The sequence below is a fragment of the Pseudomonas sp. NPDC087598 genome (assembly GCF_044743525.1).
GTDB lineage: Bacteria > Pseudomonadota > Gammaproteobacteria > Pseudomonadales > Pseudomonadaceae > Aquipseudomonas.
The window spans coordinates 1-19,182 of record NZ_JBIUWQ010000053.1; the positions used below are offsets into that span (position 1 = coordinate 1).

The 19,182-nt window shown below is 57.0% G+C and carries 21 protein-coding genes, 1 tRNA gene and 1 pseudogene; 9 read left to right on the forward strand and 14 right to left on the reverse strand.

Annotation, left to right across the window (positions count from 1 at the left end; genetic code table 11):
- From ACIOWE_RS23340 to ACIOWE_RS23365, 6 genes are all read left to right on the forward strand, one after another.
- A partial coding sequence (locus ACIOWE_RS23340; protein ID WP_401396367.1) for an ATP-binding cassette domain-containing protein occupies window positions 1-647 on the forward strand: 647 nt, incomplete at its 5' end.
- 13 nt (window positions 648-660) lie between these two features.
- Window positions 661-1,407, forward strand: a complete 747-nt coding sequence (locus tag ACIOWE_RS23345) for an ABC transporter substrate-binding protein (protein ID WP_401396370.1) — start codon at window positions 661-663, stop codon at window positions 1,405-1,407.
- 78 nt (window positions 1,408-1,485) lie between these two features.
- Window positions 1,486-2,178: an ABC transporter permease gene (locus ACIOWE_RS23350; RefSeq protein WP_166218433.1), complete on the forward strand. Its 693-nt coding sequence runs from the start codon at window positions 1,486-1,488 to the stop codon at window positions 2,176-2,178.
- A complete protein-coding gene (locus tag ACIOWE_RS23355) occupies window positions 2,178-2,867 on the forward strand; it encodes an ABC transporter permease (protein WP_401396373.1) in 690 nt (229 codons plus the stop codon). Before ACIOWE_RS23350 ends, ACIOWE_RS23355 begins: the two co-directional genes overlap by 1 nt.
- Window positions 2,848-4,083 (forward strand): methyltransferase, encoded by a 1,236-nt coding sequence (locus ACIOWE_RS23360; RefSeq protein WP_401396376.1) that lies wholly within the window; start codon window positions 2,848-2,850, stop codon window positions 4,081-4,083. The genes ACIOWE_RS23355 and ACIOWE_RS23360 overlap by 20 nt, the downstream gene beginning before the upstream one ends.
- Before the next feature lie 419 nt (window positions 4,084-4,502).
- A tRNA-Thr gene (locus ACIOWE_RS23365) sits at window positions 4,503-4,578 on the forward strand.
- A gap of 581 nt (window positions 4,579-5,159) precedes the next feature.
- On the opposite strand, the pseudogene ACIOWE_RS23370 reads toward ACIOWE_RS23365, so the two are convergent.
- From ACIOWE_RS23370 to ACIOWE_RS23380, 3 genes and pseudogenes are all read right to left on the reverse strand, one after another.
- Window positions 5,160-5,333: pseudogene (locus ACIOWE_RS23370) on the reverse strand (transcriptional regulator); the annotation flags it as partial.
- Between the two features lie 284 nt (window positions 5,334-5,617).
- Window positions 5,618-5,902, reverse strand: a complete 285-nt coding sequence (locus ACIOWE_RS23375; protein ID WP_016986316.1) for a DNA-binding transcriptional regulator — start codon at window positions 5,900-5,902, stop codon at window positions 5,618-5,620.
- A complete protein-coding gene (locus ACIOWE_RS23380) occupies window positions 5,892-6,209 on the reverse strand; it encodes a transcriptional regulator (RefSeq protein ID WP_401396380.1) in 318 nt (105 codons plus the stop codon). The genes ACIOWE_RS23375 and ACIOWE_RS23380 overlap by 11 nt, the downstream gene beginning before the upstream one ends.
- 487 nt (window positions 6,210-6,696) lie before the next feature.
- On the opposite strand from ACIOWE_RS23380, the gene ACIOWE_RS23385 reads away from it, so the two are divergent.
- Window positions 6,697-6,972, forward strand: a complete 276-nt coding sequence (locus ACIOWE_RS23385) for a DUF3077 domain-containing protein (RefSeq protein WP_401396383.1) — start codon at window positions 6,697-6,699, stop codon at window positions 6,970-6,972.
- Between the two features lie 51 nt (window positions 6,973-7,023).
- Here ACIOWE_RS23385 and ACIOWE_RS23390 read toward each other — a convergent pair whose 3' ends face one another.
- Both ACIOWE_RS23390 and ACIOWE_RS23395 read right to left on the reverse strand, forming a co-directional pair.
- A complete protein-coding gene (locus ACIOWE_RS23390; RefSeq protein ID WP_401396386.1) occupies window positions 7,024-7,704 on the reverse strand; it encodes an RES family NAD+ phosphorylase in 681 nt (226 codons plus the stop codon).
- Window positions 7,701-8,111 (reverse strand): antitoxin Xre-like helix-turn-helix domain-containing protein, encoded by a 411-nt coding sequence (locus ACIOWE_RS23395; RefSeq protein ID WP_401396389.1) that lies wholly within the window; start codon window positions 8,109-8,111, stop codon window positions 7,701-7,703. Before ACIOWE_RS23395 ends, ACIOWE_RS23390 begins: the two co-directional genes overlap by 4 nt.
- Window positions 8,112-8,444: 333 nt before the next feature.
- Between ACIOWE_RS23395 and ACIOWE_RS23400 the strand changes: the two genes are divergently transcribed.
- Window positions 8,445-9,371, forward strand: a complete 927-nt coding sequence (locus ACIOWE_RS23400) for a LysR family transcriptional regulator (protein ID WP_201235955.1) — start codon at window positions 8,445-8,447, stop codon at window positions 9,369-9,371.
- On the opposite strand, the gene ACIOWE_RS23405 is transcribed toward ACIOWE_RS23400, so the two are convergent.
- The 6 genes from ACIOWE_RS23405 to ACIOWE_RS23430 all read right to left on the reverse strand — a co-directional run bounded on the left by ACIOWE_RS23405 (window position 9,288) and on the right by ACIOWE_RS23430 (window position 13,985).
- Window positions 9,288-9,605 (reverse strand): AzlD domain-containing protein, encoded by a 318-nt coding sequence (locus tag ACIOWE_RS23405; RefSeq protein ID WP_007952614.1) that lies wholly within the window; start codon window positions 9,603-9,605, stop codon window positions 9,288-9,290. The genes ACIOWE_RS23400 and ACIOWE_RS23405 overlap by 84 nt on opposite strands.
- Window positions 9,584-10,300, reverse strand: coding sequence for an AzlC family ABC transporter permease (locus tag ACIOWE_RS23410; RefSeq protein WP_103304170.1), 717 nt, complete (start codon window positions 10,298-10,300; stop codon window positions 9,584-9,586). Before ACIOWE_RS23410 ends, ACIOWE_RS23405 begins: the two co-directional genes overlap by 22 nt.
- Complete coding sequence (locus tag ACIOWE_RS23415; RefSeq protein WP_016986309.1) at window positions 10,297-10,674, reverse strand: GNAT family N-acetyltransferase; 378 nt, start codon at window positions 10,672-10,674, stop codon at window positions 10,297-10,299. Before ACIOWE_RS23415 ends, ACIOWE_RS23410 begins: the two co-directional genes overlap by 4 nt.
- 79 nt (window positions 10,675-10,753) lie before the next feature.
- A complete protein-coding gene (locus ACIOWE_RS23420) occupies window positions 10,754-11,500 on the reverse strand; it encodes a 2OG-Fe dioxygenase family protein (RefSeq protein ID WP_166218415.1) in 747 nt (248 codons plus the stop codon).
- A gap of 232 nt (window positions 11,501-11,732) precedes the next feature.
- Window positions 11,733-13,019 (reverse strand): OprD family porin, encoded by a 1,287-nt coding sequence (locus ACIOWE_RS23425; RefSeq protein ID WP_401396393.1) that lies wholly within the window; start codon window positions 13,017-13,019, stop codon window positions 11,733-11,735.
- Between the two features lie 297 nt (window positions 13,020-13,316).
- Window positions 13,317-13,985 (reverse strand): DsbA family protein, encoded by a 669-nt coding sequence (locus ACIOWE_RS23430; protein WP_401396396.1) that lies wholly within the window; start codon window positions 13,983-13,985, stop codon window positions 13,317-13,319.
- A 256-nt stretch (window positions 13,986-14,241) separates the two neighbouring features.
- Here ACIOWE_RS23430 and ACIOWE_RS23435 point away from each other — a divergent pair, with 256 nt between their 5' ends.
- The gene (locus ACIOWE_RS23435; protein WP_401396399.1) at window positions 14,242-16,341 is read left to right on the forward strand and encodes a TonB-dependent receptor; all 2,100 of its coding nucleotides are present in this window, start codon (window positions 14,242-14,244) and stop codon (window positions 16,339-16,341) included.
- A 185-nt stretch (window positions 16,342-16,526) separates the two neighbouring features.
- Here ACIOWE_RS23435 and ACIOWE_RS23440 read toward each other — a convergent pair whose 3' ends face one another.
- From ACIOWE_RS23440 to aguB, 3 genes are all read right to left on the reverse strand, one after another.
- Complete coding sequence (locus ACIOWE_RS23440) at window positions 16,527-16,739, reverse strand: hypothetical protein (protein WP_103304166.1); 213 nt, start codon at window positions 16,737-16,739, stop codon at window positions 16,527-16,529.
- A gap of 245 nt (window positions 16,740-16,984) precedes the next feature.
- Window positions 16,985-18,091: an agmatine deiminase gene (gene aguA, locus ACIOWE_RS23445; RefSeq protein WP_401396402.1), complete on the reverse strand. Its 1,107-nt coding sequence runs from the start codon at window positions 18,089-18,091 to the stop codon at window positions 16,985-16,987.
- Window positions 18,092-18,096: 5 nt separating this feature from the next.
- Window positions 18,097-18,975: an N-carbamoylputrescine amidase gene (aguB, locus tag ACIOWE_RS23450; protein WP_401396405.1), complete on the reverse strand. Its 879-nt coding sequence runs from the start codon at window positions 18,973-18,975 to the stop codon at window positions 18,097-18,099.
- Window positions 18,976-19,182: the final 207 nt, after the last annotated feature.

Below are 19,182 nucleotides of genomic sequence, written 5' to 3' on the forward strand. Positions count from 1 at the left end.
GTTCCGGCACGTCCACGGTCCTGCGGTGCATCAACCTGTGGGAAAACCCGCACCAGGGCCAGATCCTGGTCGCCGGGGAAGAACTCAAGCTCAAGGCCGCCAAAAATGGCGAACTGGTTGCCGCTGACGGCAAGCAGATCAATCGCCTGCGCTCCGAGATTGGTTTTGTGTTTCAAAACTTTAATCTGTGGCCGCACATGAGCGTCCTCGACAACATCATCGAAGCGCCGCGTCGCGTACTCGGCCAGAGCAAGGCCGAAGCCATTGAAGTCGCCGAAGCGCTGCTGGCCAAGGTCGGTATCGCCGACAAGCGTCACGCCTACCCGGCGCAATTGTCCGGTGGCCAGCAACAACGTGCGGCGATTGCCCGCACGCTGGCGATGCAACCGAAAGTAATCCTGTTCGACGAGCCCACCTCCGCGCTTGACCCGGAAATGGTTCAGGAAGTACTTAGTGTCATCCGCGCATTGGCCGAAGAAGGCCGCACCATGCTGCTCGTGACCCACGAAATGGGCTTCGCCCGTCAGGTCTCCAGCGAAGTGGTGTTCCTTCACCAGGGGCTGGTAGAAGAGCAAGGATCGCCACAGCAGGTGTTCGAAAACCCGCTTTCGGCGCGCTGCAAACAATTCATGTCCAGCAACCGCTAACGGAGCAACATGCATGCAGAACTATAAAAAGGTCTTCCTGGCTGCGGCCGTCACCCTGGCGTTCAGCGCCGGTGCCATGGCCGAAACCCTGAAGATGGGCATCGAAGCGGCTTACCCGCCGTTCAACAACAAAGATGCCAGCGGCAACGTTGTCGGCTTCGACAAAGACATCGGCGACGCGCTGTGCGCCAAGATGAAAGTCGAGTGCAGCGTAGTGACCTCCGATTGGGACGGCATCATTCCCGCCCTGAACGCCAAGAAGTTCGACTTCCTGATCTCCTCGATGTCGATCACCGACGAACGCAAGGGCGCGGTGGACTTCACCGACCCGTACTACTCCAACAAGCTGCAATTCATCGCGCCGAAAGATAAAGAGTTCAAGACCGACAAGGACTCCCTCAAAGGCAAAGTGATCGGCGCCCAGCGCGCAACCCTGGCCGGTACCTTCATGGAAGACAACATGCCGGGCGTTGAAGTGAAGCTCTACGACACCCAGGAAAACGCTTATCTCGACCTGACTTCCGGTCGTCTGGACGGCATCCTCGCGGACAAATACGTCAACTACGAGTGGCTGAAAAGCGACGCCGGCAAAGCCTACGAATTCAAGGGCGACCCGGTGGAAGAAAGCGACAAGATCGGTATCGCTGTACGCAAAGGCGACCCGATCCGCGCGAAGCTGAACGCCGCGCTGAAGGAAATCGTCGCTGACGGTACCTACAAGAAGATCAACGACAAGTACTTCCCGTTCAGCATCTACTGATTCTGACCTGCCGGATCGGCGCCGCTCTCCAGCGGTGCCGATCCCCGGCCTTGCCTGCCGCGATTTGAAAAGAAATCCATGATTATCGACCTCTACGGATTCGGCCCGGCGCTCGCCGCCGGCGCGCTGATGACCGTCAAACTGGCACTCTCGGCCCTGTGCCTGGGGCTAGTGCTCGGTCTGCTCGGCGCCTTGGCCAAGACTTCCCCGTACAAGCCGCTGCAATGGCTTGGCGGCTTTTATTCAACCCTGGTGCGTGGCATCCCGGAATTGCTCTGGGTGCTGTTGATCTACTTCGGTACGGTCAACCTGATGCGCGCGCTCGGTGAGTTCTTCGGCAATCCCGATCTGGAACTCAGTGCCTTTGCCGCCGGTGTCATCGCACTGGGCCTGTGCTTCGGCGCCTACGCCACGGAAGTGTTTCGTGGCGCGATCCTCGCCATTCCCAAAGGCCATCGTGAGGCCGGTGTGGCCCTGGGCCTGTCGAAATGGCGGATCTTCACCAGACTCATCATGCCGCAGATGTGGCGAATCGCCCTGCCGGGCCTTGGCAACCTGTTCATGATCCTGATGAAGGACACGGCACTGGTGTCAGTGATCGGTCTGGAAGAAATCATGCGTCACGCACAAATCGGTGTGACTGTGTCGAAACAGCCGTTCACCTTCTATATGGTCGCCGCGCTCATGTACCTCGGCCTGACCGTGCTGGCCATGACTGGCATGCATTTCCTGGAAAAACGCGCCGCCCGCGGCTTTGCGAGGAGCGCTTAATGAACTGGGAAGTCATCATCAAGTGGCTGCCGAAACTGGCGCAGGGCGCGACCCTGACTCTGGAACTGGTGGCCATTGCCGTGATCGCAGGTCTGCTGCTGGCGATTCCGCTGGGCATCGCCCGCTCTTCGAAGCTGTGGTACGTGCACGCTTTGCCCTACGCATACATCTTCTTTTTCCGTGGCACGCCGTTGCTGGTTCAACTGTTTTTGGTCTACTACGGCCTGGCACAGTTCGACGTGGTCAGGAACAGCTCGATGTGGCCGTACCTGCGCGATCCGTTCTGGTGCGCCACCGCGACCATGACCCTGCACACGGCGGCTTACATCGCCGAAATTCTGCGCGGTGCGATCCAGGCCATTCCACCGGGCGAAATCGAAGCCGCGCGGGCCTTGGGCATGTCCAAACCAAAAGCGATGTTCTACATCATCCTGCCGCGTGCCGCGCGCATCGGCCTGCCGGCCTACAGCAACGAAGTGATCCTGATGCTCAAGGCCAGCGCCCTGGCCAGCACGGTGACGCTGCTGGAACTGACCGGCATGGCCCGCACGATCATCGCCCGCACCTACCTGCCAGTAGAGATCTTCTTCGCGGCCGGTGTGTTCTATCTGCTGATGTCCTACGTGCTGGTGCGCGGCTTCAAGCTGCTGGAGCGCTGGCTGCGCGTCGATGCCTGCCAAGGGCGTTGATTCTTCCCACGTGCTGACGGGCGAGGACCTACTCGCCCGCTTCACCGCGCTGGATGCTTTTCTGACAAAGCATCAGGCGCTGTGGAAACCCCGTCCCTTCACTCATCTTTCGCTTGCTTGGGAAGCGTCCTACCCGGAGTTGGCCTCATGGCTACGGGGGCGATCGCTTGAGGATGCAGAAAACGCGCATAACCAACCTGCCGGCCTTGCCGATGCACCGGAGCCGTTTGCTTCATTGGCGGCGTTGTCGGCTGAGCTGAGCGCGGTAGGTGAGTTGCCAGGGCATGCGCTGGAAGCGGCAGGTCATCGCTTGAATGTCGATGTGCCGGGGCGCAAGTGGCAGCAGATCGAGGCGTTCGCCAGTCGTTTGTCCTTTGCATCGCAACCGACGCATTGGCTCGACTGGTGTTCCGGCAAGGGCCATTTGGGCCGACGTCTGTTGGGCGCCGGGCAACAATTGACCTGCGTTGAATACGATCCGGCGCTGGTTGTCAGTGGTCAGGCGTTGAATCAACGTCATCATCTGCATGCCTTGCATGTCGAGCAGGATGTGCTGGCGGCGAATGCTTCAGATGTATTGAGTGGCAACCACACGCCTGTCGCCCTCCATGCCTGTGGCGATTTGCATGTGCGACTGATGCAACTGGCCAGTGCTGCCGGCTGCCAACAACTGGCGATCGCCCCGTGCTGTTACAACCGCACAAGTCGCACGGAATATCAGGCGTTATCTGCCGCCGGACTGGAATCGCTCCTACGATTGTCTCTAGAAGATCTGGCGCTACCGATGAGCGAAACCGTCACCGCCGGTGCACGGGTCCGACGCCAGCGCGACACCTCGATGGCCCGACGCCTCGCTTTCGACTTGTTGCAACGAAGACTGCGCGGTATCGACGAATACCTGCCAACACCCTCGCTACCCAGCGCCTGGCTGGACAAACCGTTCGCCGATTACTGCCATGATCTGGCTGCCCTCAAAGAGTTATCCACAATAGGCTCGCAAGATTGGCCGGCGCTCGAAGCTGCCGGATGGCAGCGGTTGTCCGAAGTTCGCAACCTGGAATTACTGCGAGGATTGTTCCGACGACCGCTGGAGCTTTGGCTGAATCTGGATCGAGCACTTTTCCTCGTCGAACAGGGATACGTCGTACGCCTGGGTACCTTCTGCGATGCGCCGCTCACGCCACGTAATTTCATGTTGTTGGCCGAACGCGTTTAAAACCTGAACAGCCTGTGGATAACTCTGTTGATGGAATTCCCATGGATCCAATATCCATGCCTGTTTCGAGGCTTTAACACTGTTGGTCATTTTTTGTTCACATAGATAAAAAACCTGTAAAACAGGGATTTGCGAACAAAATGAGAACGCCTCCACAAAATCATGCCAATGTGCACAATCCAGTCGATCCGTTGTGCATAAGCTTCCAATCAAAACGACATAAACCGGCAAGTCACGACGAATTTTTTCAAGAAAAACGCAGCCTCCACCCTCCTGCGCCAAACCGTTCAGGCTCCTGTTTTCAAGGGCCGAACGGCAGGAACAGCGCCTTCGTCGAACCTGATCGAGCACTCGCGTAAAAATAGTCTGAATTCAGGGGTTTACAGAACCAACCCAGTCGCTATAATCGTCGCCCACACGCCGGTATAGCTCAGTTGGTAGAGCAACTGACTTGTAATCAGTAGGTCCCGGGTTCGACTCCTGGTGCCGGCACCATACAAAACGAAGCCCCTGCAGAAATGCAGGGGCTTCGTTGTTTCTGGCGTTGGAATATAAAAGCGCAACAGTTGAGTGGTCATGACTTTGACCCTTAGGTTATGAGCGCTCACCCTACCTAAAAGATCTTTGCTGTGGATCGGCAATCCACACAAGACCACCTGACTTCATCATTACAAAAGGCCTGCCCATAGAGCAAAGCCAACAATCTTCAGACATGCCATTCAGCACCTTGTCAGCAGTTGAGATATCGAACTCCCCCACCGACAAAATTCAAATAAACGAGCGCTGCAGGCCCGTCACAAATTGATACGCGAAGTTGATTTTGACGCAGAGCTATGCGCCTAAACTCGCCGCCGACAACATGGAACAGGGAGTCAACTGATGTCCACATGCAAAAACACCTTGGAAATCTGCGAAGCATTTGAGGAGGCCGGAAACGCACTCTCGTTATTCATCGATCTGTGCACATCGGATGTTCAACTCACCCAACGCAGCATATTGGCCTTGTCGGCTTATGGCAGAACCTCCATGAACACCTATGAGGAGGCCGAAAGTTGGTTGCGCAGTCAAGACGAGGCACGTGCCACTACGGAGCTCAGGTTGGCGAAAACGCTTTGAGAAGCGCCGGCCTTCCTTGGTTCTTCAGTGGCCGACGAGAGCGGCACCCGCGTTACGCGCGCGGCCTTTCCAGCCTTCATCTGACGCACAGATTCCAGCAAGTCCGTCTGAAATCGCTCTAGTTCATCTGCCATGCCTTTCTTCGCCTTCAGCTACTTTCTCCAACGCTCGCTTGCTGAATTTATGCAGCTTGAACCGAAAGCGAGATCCGTCTTCCAAGTTGCTGCAACGCACGCTCAACATTCTCGATTTTGGAGAACAGAATTGGGGGACAGGCCACGTTTTTTAATTAATAGAGAGTCAGCCTGAATTCTTTTTTACGATTTTAGTGCCTATGCCATACAAACGAAGCCCCTGCAGAAATGTAGGGGCTTCGTTGTTTCCGTAGCAGAAGTCAGCCCAAAGGCTTGTAGCGGAATCAAGCAGGATGCAAATCCCGCAACGCCTCTGGATGCTGACTGGCAACCCGCAAGAGAGTTTGCGCTGCACCCGTCGGCTGCCGGCGACCCTGCTCCCAATCCTGCAAAGTCCGCAGACTCACACCGATCAATTTGGCAAACGCACTTTGAGAAACGCCTACCTTGGCGCGTGCTTCTGCTGCCGCAGAGAGCGGCACCTGCGTTACGCGCGCGGCCTTTCCGGCCTTCATCTGACGTACAGATTCCAGCAAGTCCTGCTGGAATTGCTCCAGTTCATCGACCATCGCTGATTTCCTCCTTCAGTTGCTTAAGGAAGGCTACGGGCAAGTTGTCGAGCTTTGCCTTGGTGTAGGCAATGAGCAACCAAATCGAGCCTTCAACAAGCGTGTTGTAATAAATGACACGTGTACCGCCCCGCTTACCCATGCCGCTGCGAGTCCACCGCACCTTACGCAAACCTCCACTGCCAGGCACGACATCACCAGCCAGAGGATTTGCAGCAAGCCAATTTATGAATTCATGGCGCTCACCATCGACCCATATGGCGTCTGCATAGCGCTTGAACATTTCCGTTTCGATGATTGTATACATGAACCGAACTATACGGCTACGCCGTATAAACAAACCATAAACGCTTATGGGGGCAGATCGACGAAATGCATGGCGGGAAGAATTGTGAAATCTGTTGTAACGAGAAGCCACTACTAGCCACCGTTGCTCATTCGCTTCTCGCAAAGCTACCGTTTAGCTCGTCGCTGCCAATTCAGCGACCGGGCCTGAGAACCCGCGTAAGATACAGGCGCACCAGCGCCCCAACCCACGATTGCCGGCGCTTTTTTTGTGTCCGCATTCACGTGTAATGGCGGCTGTGCGTGGGAGACCTCCGGGTCTGCCGGGTTCCTGTATCTCCGGTTTCTCAGCCTGCGCATAGCTGCCACCCTTTCGCCTGAGAACGAATTGGCAGCTCTCATTTGATACAGGGAGTTCACAAATGAATGCCATTGATCCATCCGTAATCCGCCGCGCAGCTGCACCGGTCACCTCACTCCACTTCCTCACATACGGCAGGTGAAGCGAAATGACCGACTACCTCGATTTGAAAACCCCAGGCCTTACGCACTTTTCCTTCCAGGCCAATCAAGCGATGTTCCGCACCAATCGCGGTGTTCCAGTGATAGCCGCCCTCTCACACGCCTCACACTTGCTTCACATCTCCAAGCTACTGACTGCCGACTCCACAGTCTCCCGCGACCCTGACCTTCACGCTTATGCCTCCCAGTATCTACAGGAGTTAAGCAAGGCACTGATCGACGATGTGGTGAAAGTGCTGGATGCGCCAACAGGAAGCCATTGACGTAAACCGCCAATACGAAGCCTTCGCCTTACGGCGGGGGCTTTTTGCGATTCAAACCTGACTGATCTCAAACACAAACGAAATCCTGCGCTGGCTCGCACTCCACACATAACGCAGATGCTTGCCCTGCTTCGGAATCGATACCGCCGGCGGCCGGAACGCGGCGACACATTCATGCCCCGGCAGGCGGACGCTGTTGTAGAGCAGGCCCCAGGATTCAGACTCGCGCAGTTGTCGGGCAAATGCTTGAGATGGGGCATAGGCCTGCGGATTGGGTTGATGTAAATCGGGAAAGTCGTGACGAACATCATGCAGCGGCTTAACTACGCGATTGACGTAGGTACGCATGGTCAATTCAAGATCCGCTTCGTTGGTGGCCGCGAGAAAGCGTTCCTGGTGGTAGCACGTCTCGGCAATGGCGGCCGCTTGGCTACTCGCGGCGTAATAAACACCGAAGGTGCCGTCGCAAAAGCGGCTGGTTTTACCGATGTGGGTAAACGCAGCCATTACCGGAGTCGAACCCGGGCCGGAGAGTCGATCTTCGGGACGCACTCGAGCGAGGACGCCGGCCTGTTCGATCAGGCGATCATTGGTCAGCGCCTCGATGGCGTAGGCGACTTCCAGATCCTCGGGGTCGAGCACGTCTTCGAACAGCGCAATGGGCGGGAAGCTGCTGTTGACGATCCGGTAAGCCTTGGACCATTGCGGCTCGGCCAGCGGCGGGGCCTTCAACCGCGCACCCCGTCGAGGTAGCGGCGCACATCGGCGATATCGACCACGCGCCCGGCCAGCATGTAATCCAGCGCTGTTTGGCCATTGAACGGCGCCGCCGTGTTCGGACTGCTGACCCACGTATAAGCGCGCTCGCGACTGTTGCTGAAGATAATGCTCAACGCCTTGTGAATCCCCATTAGATAGGAGATGCGTTCAAGGGTGTCATGCGGCAGGCGAATGTTCGGCGGCAGATGTTTGTACTTGTAGAACGTTGTGTTGCCGACGCCCCCTAGCAGCGTGCGTTGCTGCTCGGCGTTGCAGCCCCAACGCTCCATGAGGTTGAAGAAGAACTTCAGTGCAACACGCCCGGCTTCGGGGACATCGAGTTGTTCACGCGGGCTAAGGGCTGGGGATGAGGTAGGCACGGTGGCCTCCTGTGCTGAGTGACATACTTTCAAGCCTAGTACAAATACGAATACTTGTTTTCTTTTAATCCGCTTGCGAACCAGCTTGCCCCCTAAACAAGAATGTTAAAAACACAGAAAATTGTTATTTTCCGTGCGTATTTTTTGACCCCAATCACCCCCACGTCACCAAAAAACCCGATCCTGTGTCAGCCTCCAACCATCGGCGGGGACATCAATTCGCTACTAAACCCGCGACAACTATGCTCAGGTGCAGGAATATAGCCGGCATATGGCGCCGTATCGGCAGTCTCGTAAACAACAATACCCAGCCCACTTCAGAGGGCATTACCCATGGATAGCAGAACCTTACGCAACCTCATGCGCATCGTGCAGACCGGCTCGTTGTCGGCCGCAGCCGAGCATTCGTGCCTGACCGTGCAGGCCCTGGCCGCGCAGTTGAACAAGGTCGAAGAGCAGTTCGGTTTCCGCTTGTTTCGTCGTTCCAACAAAGGGTTGACGCTGACGCCGCAAGGCACCGAGCTCACCCCGTATATGGACCGAGTGCTGATTGCCACACGACAGATGGAAGAGAAAGTCGAGGCGCTGAAAGTGCCAGGGCAACGCACTTTGAAGGTCGCGTTGAACAACACGTTATCGCCCGACTTCAATCGGCGAATGATCGGACGCCTGATCGAGGTGTTTCCCGATTATCAGATGGAATTCAGCTACGCCGAGTCGATGGAAAACCTCAGCAAGCTGAAGAACGAAGACTTTGACCTCGCGGTGCTGATCGGCCCACAGCGGCCGGGCTTGCCGAGCATTGTCCTGCCGGATGTGCAGGTGCAGGTGGTCGGCGCGCATTGCGGCCAGGAGAACGACCCGCTGACGTTGTTGGGCAACAAGTTTCAGGTACGTCCTGCGGAAGATTGTCCGTATTCCCACAGCTTTTTGCGTTTTCTCGACGCCGGGCTGGGCAATCACGAGAACGGCCAGCGCATGGTCTATTCGTGCAGCGAAACCCTGACGCTGTCACTCATCACACAGATGGACGCGGTCGGCATGGTCTCTCGCGAGGCCGCGCAAAAGAACGGCCTGACGATTTTCCCCGGCTTCGAGGATTTCCTCGAAGTGCGCCTGGCGGTGAACAATCCTGATTTATCGAATCAGGCGCTGAGCGACGTCGTCGATCTGCCGTTACATGAACGAGCCGAGCGCAATGTACGCAGCCGTCCCAACCGCCACACTGAGAAAGAGGTTTTTGCTGAAATACGCACATAACAACGTCGGAATCGCTGCATAGAATTCCGGGCGATCGAGCTGTATGTGCTGATCCTTGATCAACAAGGGAGTCAGGCTGATCGCAGCGACGATCGCCACCGGCAAGTACTCCAGCGCCCGCGCCACGAATGGCGGCCAGTGCTCGGTGTTGACTTGCAGTGGCAAGGCGCGTGGCAGGAAGGTCACGGCCATCATCAGCGCGACCACCAGAATCAGGAACGTTTGGTCAGGCATACACCCACTCCGCAGCCCACAAACGTGGCGATAAACACATTAAACGGCGAGCTGCCGACCAGGCTCAACGCGCCCATGCAAATCACTGCTGCAGCGGCTGCAATCAGTTTGTTGCGGGTATTACACAGCGACACCAGCACATAGAGCATCATCGCCGTCAGCGCGTAATCGAGCTGGTATTTGATCAAGTGCGCGGCGTACTGCGCGCAGACAGCGCCGAGCAGGCCGCCAAGCACCCATGACGTGTGGCAGAAAAGGTTGAAGCCAATCAGATAACGCACGTTTACCGGTGCGCCGGTGCCGAGTTTTACGCTGTGGAAAGCGAAGGATTCGTCGGTCAGACCGCCGGCGTAACACCAGCGCTCCATGCGACTGAGGCCCAAGGCGCGCAGGGCTTTGGCCATGTACACCGACATCAGCATGTGCCGCGCATTGATCAGGAAAGTGGTCAACACGATGGTGGTCAGCGACGCGCCACTGGAGATCAACGCCAGTGCCGCAAATTGTGAAGCGCCGGCGTACACGAACAGACACATCGCCACGGGCAACCACATGGGCAGCCCGGCGTTGACGGCCATCAACCCGAATACAAATGACACCGTGAAGTACCCGGCCACCACCGGGCTGGCTTCGGCAAACGTGCGCGATGGCTGATGGTTGACCATCAGCGGCGCACTGCCGGACGTTTCATTCATAGATCCCTCTCAAATGTCCGTTCGCCATGAGGCTCGCAAAAACCCTGGGCAGCCCAGAATCGTTTGCCCGCGAGGTTAGCATCGTCGACGAACAGAAACATCCGCAACACACCCACCCTTTTCATGTCCGACGACGCTGCTTCAACCAGACGTTGACCGACGCCCTGGCTGCGATAGCGCGGGCTGACGGCCAGATGGTTGATCGTGCCACGGCTGCCGAGCATGCCGCCGAGCACCGCGCCGACAATTTCGCCGGCCACGTCGAACGCCAGATAGGCGGTAGTGGTTTTCTGGATCAGCACGCCGCGCAGGCACTTGGCGTCTTGCCATTCGCAGAACGACACTTCGTCGAACTGGCGAAAAAAACGCTCCATGCGCTGCGCATCCTTGGCCGTGGCGCGGCGCAGCACCACCGGCGTCGAGCACTCGACGCCGTCGATTGGGGTGATCTGATTAGCGAACAATGTCGAAAGCGGTCCCGGGCCGCGAGAAGGAAATCGCCAGAATCTGCCGGTACGCCATGGCATGGGTGTGAGTATTACGCGCCGGAGTCACGTAGTGGCGCATGTCGCGATCGAGGAAGTACGTGGTATCGAGGATTTCCTGGTAGGTGGTCGACGCCAGTTGATGCTCGTGGATGTCGTACAAACGACTCTCGGCACCCTCGACATTGTTGCGGCCCCAGAAGTGCACACCGCTGAACGGATAGCCGTCGCAGTGAATCCCTTCCGGGGTGATTTCAAGTTGTTTGCCGGGTTTGATCTCGATGCGGATCTGATGAATCTGGCATTGCCAGATTTCATCGTGCAGCTCTTCCGGCAAGACGCTTTTGTACACTTCAAAATCGGTATCGATCAGGCTGCGCATGACTGGCGATTCGATGACTTCATCGGAGAAGTCCTGGAAGTGCCGTACAAGGCCGCCCACATAGGCGTTGTTTTCTTTGGACTGCACGTACGCGCGATGCTCAAGTTGTTTCAGTTCGCGTGTCTTGGGGTTGTACTCAAAGTCGCTGTAACGACGGTAACGCATGCCGGCTTCGGCCTGACCGTAGTAGCTGTCAGGCTCCATGTTTTCCCAACTTTTGGTCAGTCTGACGAAGTCGGCAAAATGACCGTAGAGATTGAAGTCACCACCCTGGACGTTGACATATTTGTCGCGCCGTAGCGATTCGCCCACTTCTCTGTTCAAAACGATCATTACCAAATTCTCCGCTGCGTTGAGCGGCCTAATCTATTAGGTGGAGAATTTGCGTCCATGAGAAAGAATTTCAGGCATTTAAAGCCCTGTTTGAAACGGCGTTTGAAGCACCCTGAAAACAACTTTTACATGACAAAAACACGGGTTTTTTCTGGTTTTCATCGAAAAACCGTCGAAAAAAAACCCCGAGCCGGTCGGGGTTTTTCTCATGTTTCTTACACTTGATCAGGCATCAGAAGATGTTGATCGGGTAATCCACGAACACACGCAGCTCGTTGCCGCTGCTGTTGTAGTCGGCGGATTTCTGCGAAACGCGCAGAATCGAGCTACGCAACTTCACGCTGAGGTCTTTGGCCGGACCACTTTGCACAACGTATTTGATCTGGTTGAAGATCTCACGCTCGGTACCACCGGTGGTGGTCGCGGTGGTGATATTGTCGCCACGCACGTAAGCGACGTTGTAGCTCAGACCCGGTACGCCGAATGCGCCGAAGTCCAGACCGTAGCCCAGCTGCCAGCTGCGCTCGTCTTCAGCGTTGAAGTCCGACCAGTAGGAGTTGGCCAGGTAGATGGTGTTGCCACCGTCGCCGACACGACCCTGGTCTTTCTGGTAGCCGCCGTAGGCGTAGCCCAGGTTGCTATCGCCAGTGGAACGCTGATGCGCCACGGTGAACGAGTGCGGGCCGGTCGCGAACGTCGCTGCCAGGCTCCAGATCTTGTTGTCGTCACCGGTAGCACCAGTCTGACGGACGTAGGAGTCGTCCAGCTTGGTGCGATAGCCGTTGAAGTCCAGAGTCAGGGATTGATCCTTGTTGATCGGGAACACGTAGTTAGCGTTCACGTATTGCTTCTTCAGCACGTCTTCAACATCGGAAGCGTACAGCGCAGCCTTGAACTGTTCGGTGAACTGGTAGCTACCGCCCAACACGTTGATCGACTTGAGACCACCACTGTCACGGCCTTCAGCGCTCTTGCGCGATTCAGCGGTGAAGCGACCGGCGTTCAGCTCCAGGCCTTTGATCTCTTTGGAAGTGATCAAAGTACCGGTGTAGCTTTCTGGCAGCAGGCGCGAGTTGTCGTAGTTCAGCACCGGCAGTGCCGGCATCTGGTCGCCGTAGGTCAGCGTGGTGCTGGACAGACGGAATTTGACCGCCGCGCCACCCTTGGACAGGTCGTTGGCCGGGTGGCCACTGTCGCCCTTCTTGAAGAAGTCGATACCTTGGGCGCCGCTACGATCTTCGCTGCGCTCCAGGTTCAGTGCGTACAGACCGAAGGCATCCACACCGACACCCACGGTGCCCTGGGTGAAACCGGACGAGAACGTACCGATGGCCGCTTGGCCCCACTCGGATTTATCTTTGTTGCCGTCTTTGTAATCACGATTGATGTAGGCATTGCGCAGCAGCACTTTCAGGCTGCTGTCTTCTTGAAACCCCTTGGACTCGGCCTGGTCGTTAGCCATGGCCGAAGTGGCGCTCAACATCCCCAATGCGATCAGACTGATCCGCTTGTTCAACATTTTGTTTTCCTTATTACGGGTTGAAACGCGCTGTGTCGAACGGCTGAAACGGCGCTTATTGCACTCTTTTATTCACCCCGAAACAAAAAGACCCGCACACGACAATGTCATGGCGGGCCTGCTCCTTATTTTGAGTCATGGCGGTTGGCCACAGGCGTTGGGCCGAATCGTAGCTGCGCCCTGAACTATGTGTCAATTTCAAGAATCGTCTTTAAATAGGCAAAAATCGTCTAAGAAACGTAAATTTTGCGCTGACTCCTTGCTCTGAAATGCCGCCAGCCAGTGAATCAAGGCGTATCACGCACAGCCATCAAGACCGCAGAAAGCTGATGATTCACCTGCCTCTTCGACCTCAACGGTTTGTCCTAACCACTCGGCGAAGGCTTGTGGCTTGCCCAGCCAGGGGCTGATATCGATCAACGTGAACTGGCCGTCCCGTTCTAGCGCGAACGTCGGAAATCCCTGGCCGCCAAGCTGAGCCAGCAGTGCACGACTGGCTTTTATATGTTGTTCGGTATCCACGGATTTGAACGCCGTGTGAAACGCTTCACCGGCATAGCCCATCTGACCGGCGAGTTCGAGAAGTACGGATTCATCGGCAAGCCGCCGCCCTTCCAGGTAATGCGCCGTCTGCAAACGTCCGAGCAGTTCAAGACCCCGACCGTCGACTGCCTCTGCCGCCATGACGGCGGCGATCGGTGGCGTCGAATCGAAAACCGCCGTGTCATCGCGCAGCAAGCCTTCGAAGTAGGCCTCGCCAAAGGGTTGTCCGGTGTATTCGGCAATACGTCGATCATGGGGCATGACGTAATTGCGCAATTGCGGCGAGACGCGCTGGCGGTTGGCGCCACTCATCATCCCGCCCGCATGCGCGATCACTCGCAGTACTGGCTGTGCCGCCTGGACCAAGGGTTTGGCGCCGTAGCACCAGCCGCACAGCGGATCGTAAATGTAGTGAAGGATCATCAGTAAGCTCCGGCAGGAAAGTGGGAAACATCGATGCCGGCAGATTAGTCCTCAACTTGTTGCGGAAAAACGCCGGAATGGCTTTCAGTCTGTTTCGGGAATCGGACGAATTGTCCGAACGGTCAGATTGTGTCCGGTAAGACACAAATTGAAACAATCGAGCGAAGGAACTTTTCACGAATAATTAACAGAAGTAAATGCAAAGCATTACCATTCGCGCCCTCGACTTCCTCCACCCTTTCGGATGCGCTTTTCAATGCCTGCCCCGTTCCGTCTTACGCCCGTCACCCTTGGGCTTTCTGCCTTTCTGTCCAGTGGTTTTGCCTATTCGGCGACTGAGTTGCCAGCCACCGCCATCAGCGCCCAAGCACAAGAGGAGGCCGATGACCCGCGCGTAAAAGTCAGCAACACCGCAACCCGCACATCGACTCCGGTGCGCTATGTGCCGCAGGCCATTGATTCGATCAAGACGTCGAACGTTGCCAACTACGGCACCAACGACATCGGCGATGCTTTGAGCGGCATGCCCAACGTCAGCAGCAGCGCCGACACCCGCTTCGACAGCTTGCGCATCCGCGGCTTCGATGCCAGTAACGACTTCTATCTGGACGGCATCCGCGACGACAGCCAATACAAGCGCGACCTGCACAACATCGAACGCGTTGAAGTGCTCAAAGGTCCGGCCGCCGTGTTGTACGGTCGTGGCAGTCAGGGCGGGATCGTCAACCGCGTCAGCAAGGCGCCTGAAGCGGGCCGCCGTTCAACCATCGAAGCCCAGGGCGGCAGCGAAGACTTGCGCAGTCTGTACGCCGACCTCAGCACCGACCCGAGCGAAAACATCAGCCTGCGCCTGAACATGGGCAACATGGATGAAAACAGCTTCCGCGACGGCGTCAGCGGCAACCGCCAACTGTTCGCACCGTCGATGAGCTGGCAACTGACACCCGACCTGAACTGGCTGGTGCAGTACGAATACAGCCGCTACAACCGCACGCCGGATCGCGGCATTCCGGGGGTTAACGGACGGCCGGCCGATGTCGGCCGCGACACAACCTATGGCAACGATCACGACTTCATCGACGACAAGTCGCAATCGCTGCGTTCGAAACTCACCTACGAAATCAACGATAACTGGCAACTGCGCCAGACCCTCGGTGTGTTCAAGCTCGACAGCGATTTCGATAACACCTACCTGACCGGTTACACCCCGTCGACCAACAAGGTGACACGCCAGCACTGGCAGCAGGATCTGACCACCCGCAACGTCTACAACAACCTTGAGCTGGAAGGCGGTTTCGACACGTTTGGCCTGGAGCATCGCCTGTTGACCGGTGTCGAGATCGGTAGCCAGCGCCGCGATCCGAAGTTGTATAACGCCGCGACCGGCAAGACTCCGGGGGCGCAGCCTGTGCCGTCACTTGACCTGTTCAACCCCAACCGCGAGCTGCGCCACACGGGCAGCATGCAAGTATTCAGTGACAGCCACACCGAAGTCGAAAGCCGTGCGGTGTACGTGCAGGATCAACTGCGCCTGAACGATCAATGGCAGTTGCTCGGCGGCCTGCGCTACGACACGTTTGATATCGAGTCGACCAATAAGCTCAAGAACATTTCCGAAGACCGCGACAGCCACAGCACCAGTCCACGCGTGGGCCTGGTCTGGACGCCACTGCAAAATCACTCGTTCTACGCTTCCTGGTCGAAGACCTTCTCGCCGGTGGGCGGCGGTTTGATCGGCATCACCCCGGGTGCGGCCGGCAACACCAACGACCTGAGCCCCGAGCTGACCAAGCAAAAAGAAATCGGCGTGAAGAGTGACTGGCTCAATGACCGTTTGAGCACCACGCTGGCGATCTATGACCTCGAGCTCTACAACCGCCGCACCAGCGATCCAAATGATCCGACGCTGACGGTGATGTCCGGCCTGCAACGTTCACGCGGGATCGAACTGACCGCCACCGGTAACATCGTCGGTAACTGGTACATGCGCGGTGGTATCGGCATGCAGGATGCGAAAATTGAAAAGGACAACAACGGTCTGGAAGGCAAACGCATCAACAACGTCGCCAAGCACAACGGCAGCCTGTTCCTGACCTGGAAACCGGAAATGGGCTGGTACGGTGAGACCGGTTTGACCCTGGTCGGCCAACGTTATGCCGATAACGCCAATACCACGGTACTGCCGGGTTATGGCCGTTGGGATGCGCTGGTCGGTTATCGCTTCAAGGACTGGGATCTGCGCACGGCACTCAACAACATCACCGATCGCGAGTATTACGCGTCGGCAACCAGCCAATATCAAATCCAGCCGGGCGCACCGCGCAGCGTGGTGATGACCGGTACCTACAGTTTCTGATTTCACACAAATCCTGTGGGAGCGAGCCTGCTCGCGAAAGCGTCGGGTCAGTCGGCATCGTCGTTACCTGACCCGGCACATTCGCGAGCAGGCTCGCTCCCACATTGAATGGTGTGTACAAAATAACCGTGCATAAAAAAGCGCCGCCATCCCGGCAGCGCTTTCAGTAATCCCTGTTGTTTTTCTTATCCTTCCATCACAGCCCATAACGCTTCCAGTTCGGCCTCGCTGAACAGGCCAGCGGGGTAGCGCTCGATCATCATCCGGCGCGGATCAGCTTCCCTGATCTGACGCGTTCCATTGGACTTCAAAAAGTGCGCGACAATCTGGAGCGATTCGCCGTTTACGGCCATGGGATGCAACGTCCGCTCGCTGACTACGTTCACTTCGGCGTTCATTTCAGCGCTCTCTCCCCGTTCGTGAGCGGCTACGTTATCCAAGGTTTATGACAGAACTGTTGAAGTTCCTCCCTCTCCCTAGTGCCCCTGGACCGATACAAGAGCTATGCCAAGGTTTCCGATTTGTCGACAAGCGGATACAACGAAGCCCGCAGTCCTTGCGGGCTGCGGGCTTGATCACTTACATAGCGAGCTAATTATTGCCCTGCTGATTTGTTAATCAACTCAAGCTGTTACGACTCAACTCACTCTTTGTGCGGCGCTGGCTGCTGTTGGGTCAGGCAGTGAATATTGCCGCCACCCAGTAACAGTTCACGGCCCGGCACCATCACCACTTCGTGTTGCGGGAACAGGTTCTGCAGGATTTCCCGGGCCGGAGCATCCATCGGATCATCAAAGCTCGGGGCGATGATGCCGCCGTTGACGATCAGGAAGTTCACGTAGGAACCGGCCAGGCGCACGGACGGATTACGCTCCTGCGTACCGTCCACCGGATCAACACCGGCGCACTCTTCTTCAGTGGCGAACAGCGGCCCCGGAATCGGCATCTTGTGCACCGTGAATGGGCGGCCCTTGGCGTCAGTGCTGCTTTCCAGCACTTTCATCGCCGCCTGGCAGCGCGGGTAATTCGGATCCTGTGGATCATCGGTCCACGCCAGCAACACTTCGCCCGGACGCACGTAGCAGCAGAAGTTATCCACATGACCGTCGGTTTCGTCGTTGAACAAACCGTCCGGCAGCCAGATGATTTTATCCACAGACAGATTGGCGCTGAGCACCGCTTCGATTTCTTCGCGGCCCAGGTGCGGGTTGCGATTGCGGTTGAGCAGGCATTCTTCGGTGGTAATCAGCGTGCCTTCGCCGTCGACGTGAATCGAGCCGCCCTCAAGCACAAAACCTTCGGTGCGATAACGCGGGCTGCGCTCGATTTCGAGGATCTTGCCGCCGACCTGCGAATCACGATTCCACGGCGAATAGAGACCGCCGTCGAAACCGCCCCAGGCGTTGAAGTCCCAGTTCACACCGCGCACTTCGCCGCTGTTGTTGATGACGAAGGTCGGGCCGCTGTCGCGTACCCAGGCGTCATCGCTGGACATTTCGACCACGCGAATATTCGGCACGTCGAGACGTGCGCGGGCGTTTTCGTACTGGCCGGCGGACACCGCCACGGTCACCGGTTCGAAACGAGCGATGGCCTTGGCCACTGCCGCGTGGGCGGCTTGCGCCGGCTTGCCGCCCAGACGCCAGTTGTCCGGGCGCTCGGGCCAGATCATCCAGGTCTGGGTTTGTGCGGCCCACTCGGCCGGCATGTAGAAGCCGTCGGCGCGCGGGGTACTTTTCAATGTGGTCATCGGGATCAGGACTCCAGGGAACCGTCGAGGGTTTTCAACGCGCCGTACAGGTTCGGCCGGCGGTCACGGAATGAACCCCACGCGCTGCGAATATGTTCGAGCTCGTCGAGGTTGAAAGTGTGCACAAGAATACCTTCTTCGGTTTTATTCAGCTCCTGCACTTTTTCACCGAACTGGTTGGCGATGAACGACGAGCCGTAGAACGTGATGTCGTAGCCGTCCTGTTCTTCGTTGCCGATGCGGTTGCTGGCGATCAACGGCATCAGGTTGGCGCCGGCATGGCCCTGCTGCACGCGCTGCCAGTGATCGCGCGACGAGATGGTCTTGTCGTGCGGCTCGCTGCCGATTGCAGTTGGATAGAACAGGATTTCCGCACCTTGCAGCGCCATCGCACGCGCCGCTTCCGGGAACCACTGATCCCAGCAGATGCCGACGCCGATTTTCGCGTAACGGGTGTTCCACACTTTGAAACCGGTGTCGCCCGGGTTGAAGTAGTACTTCTCGTGGTAGCCCGGGCCATCCGGAATGTGGCTTTTACGATAAATCCCGAGGTTGCTGCCATCGGCATCGATGATCGCGATGCTGTTGAAACGCGCACGGCCGGCCAGTTCGTAGAAGCTGATCGGCAGCACCACTTGCAGCTCTTTGGCGATTTTCTGGAAATGCTTGATCGCGACGTTTTCTTCCACCGTCGTCGCCAGTTGCAGATAGTCCGGGTTCGGCTTCTGGCAGAAGTACGGCGCCTCGAACAACTCCTGGATCAGGATGATCTGCGCACCTTTGGCGGCGGCTTCACGCACCAGCCTTTCTGCGATTTCGAGGTTGGCTTGCAGATTCCAGGAACAGGCCATCTGAGTGGCGGCGACGGTAACGATACGGCTCATGAATCATCTCCGGGCAAGTGCTTTGACGGTCGAGAATTCGACCGAAAAGAAAAAACGCGCGCACCGGACAGATATCGCCATGCCGGAGCAATGGCGACTTTATAGCCGATAAATATCGGCTTTAGAAGCTACTATTCAACCCTCCATCTAAAAATATTCAAAAATAACCGATATAAATCTGCCTTATGTAGGAGCTGCCGAAGGCTG

Bases quoted from the DNA above. Each gene is read 5' to 3' on its own strand.
- ACIOWE_RS23345 (WP_401396370.1), top strand. From the start codon at position 661: ATGCAGAACTATAAAAAGGTCTTCCTGGCTGCGGCCGTCACCCTGGCG.
- ACIOWE_RS23350 (WP_166218433.1), top strand. From the start codon at position 1,486: ATGATTATCGACCTCTACGGATTCGGCCCGGCGCTCGCCGCCGGCGCG.
- ACIOWE_RS23355 (WP_401396373.1), top strand. From the start codon at position 2,178: ATGAACTGGGAAGTCATCATCAAGTGGCTGCCGAAACTGGCGCAGGGC.
- ACIOWE_RS23360 (WP_401396376.1), top strand. From the start codon at position 2,848: ATGCCTGCCAAGGGCGTTGATTCTTCCCACGTGCTGACGGGCGAGGAC.
- ACIOWE_RS23375 (WP_016986316.1), bottom strand. From the start codon at position 5,902: ATGGTCGATGAACTGGAGCAATTCCAGCAGGACTTGCTGGAATCTGTA.
- ACIOWE_RS23380 (WP_401396380.1), bottom strand. From the start codon at position 6,209: ATGTATACAATCATCGAAACGGAAATGTTCAAGCGCTATGCAGACGCC.
- ACIOWE_RS23385 (WP_401396383.1), top strand. From the start codon at position 6,697: ATGACCGACTACCTCGATTTGAAAACCCCAGGCCTTACGCACTTTTCC.
- ACIOWE_RS23400 (WP_201235955.1), top strand. From the start codon at position 8,445: ATGGATAGCAGAACCTTACGCAACCTCATGCGCATCGTGCAGACCGGC.
- ACIOWE_RS23405 (WP_007952614.1), bottom strand. From the start codon at position 9,605: ATGCCTGACCAAACGTTCCTGATTCTGGTGGTCGCGCTGATGATGGCC.
- ACIOWE_RS23410 (WP_103304170.1), bottom strand. From the start codon at position 10,300: ATGAATGAAACGTCCGGCAGTGCGCCGCTGATGGTCAACCATCAGCCA.
- ACIOWE_RS23415 (WP_016986309.1), bottom strand. From the start codon at position 10,674: ATGGAGCGTTTTTTTCGCCAGTTCGACGAAGTGTCGTTCTGCGAATGG.
- ACIOWE_RS23420 (WP_166218415.1), bottom strand. From the start codon at position 11,500: ATGATCGTTTTGAACAGAGAAGTGGGCGAATCGCTACGGCGCGACAAA.
- ACIOWE_RS23425 (WP_401396393.1), bottom strand. From the start codon at position 13,019: ATGTTGAACAAGCGGATCAGTCTGATCGCATTGGGGATGTTGAGCGCC.
- ACIOWE_RS23430 (WP_401396396.1), bottom strand. From the start codon at position 13,985: ATGATCCTTCACTACATTTACGATCCGCTGTGCGGCTGGTGCTACGGC.
- ACIOWE_RS23435 (WP_401396399.1), top strand. From the start codon at position 14,242: ATGCCTGCCCCGTTCCGTCTTACGCCCGTCACCCTTGGGCTTTCTGCC.
- ACIOWE_RS23440 (WP_103304166.1), bottom strand. From the start codon at position 16,739: ATGAACGCCGAAGTGAACGTAGTCAGCGAGCGGACGTTGCATCCCATG.
- aguA (WP_401396402.1), bottom strand. From the start codon at position 18,091: ATGACCACATTGAAAAGTACCCCGCGCGCCGACGGCTTCTACATGCCG.
- aguB (WP_401396405.1), bottom strand. From the start codon at position 18,975: ATGAGCCGTATCGTTACCGTCGCCGCCACTCAGATGGCCTGTTCCTGG.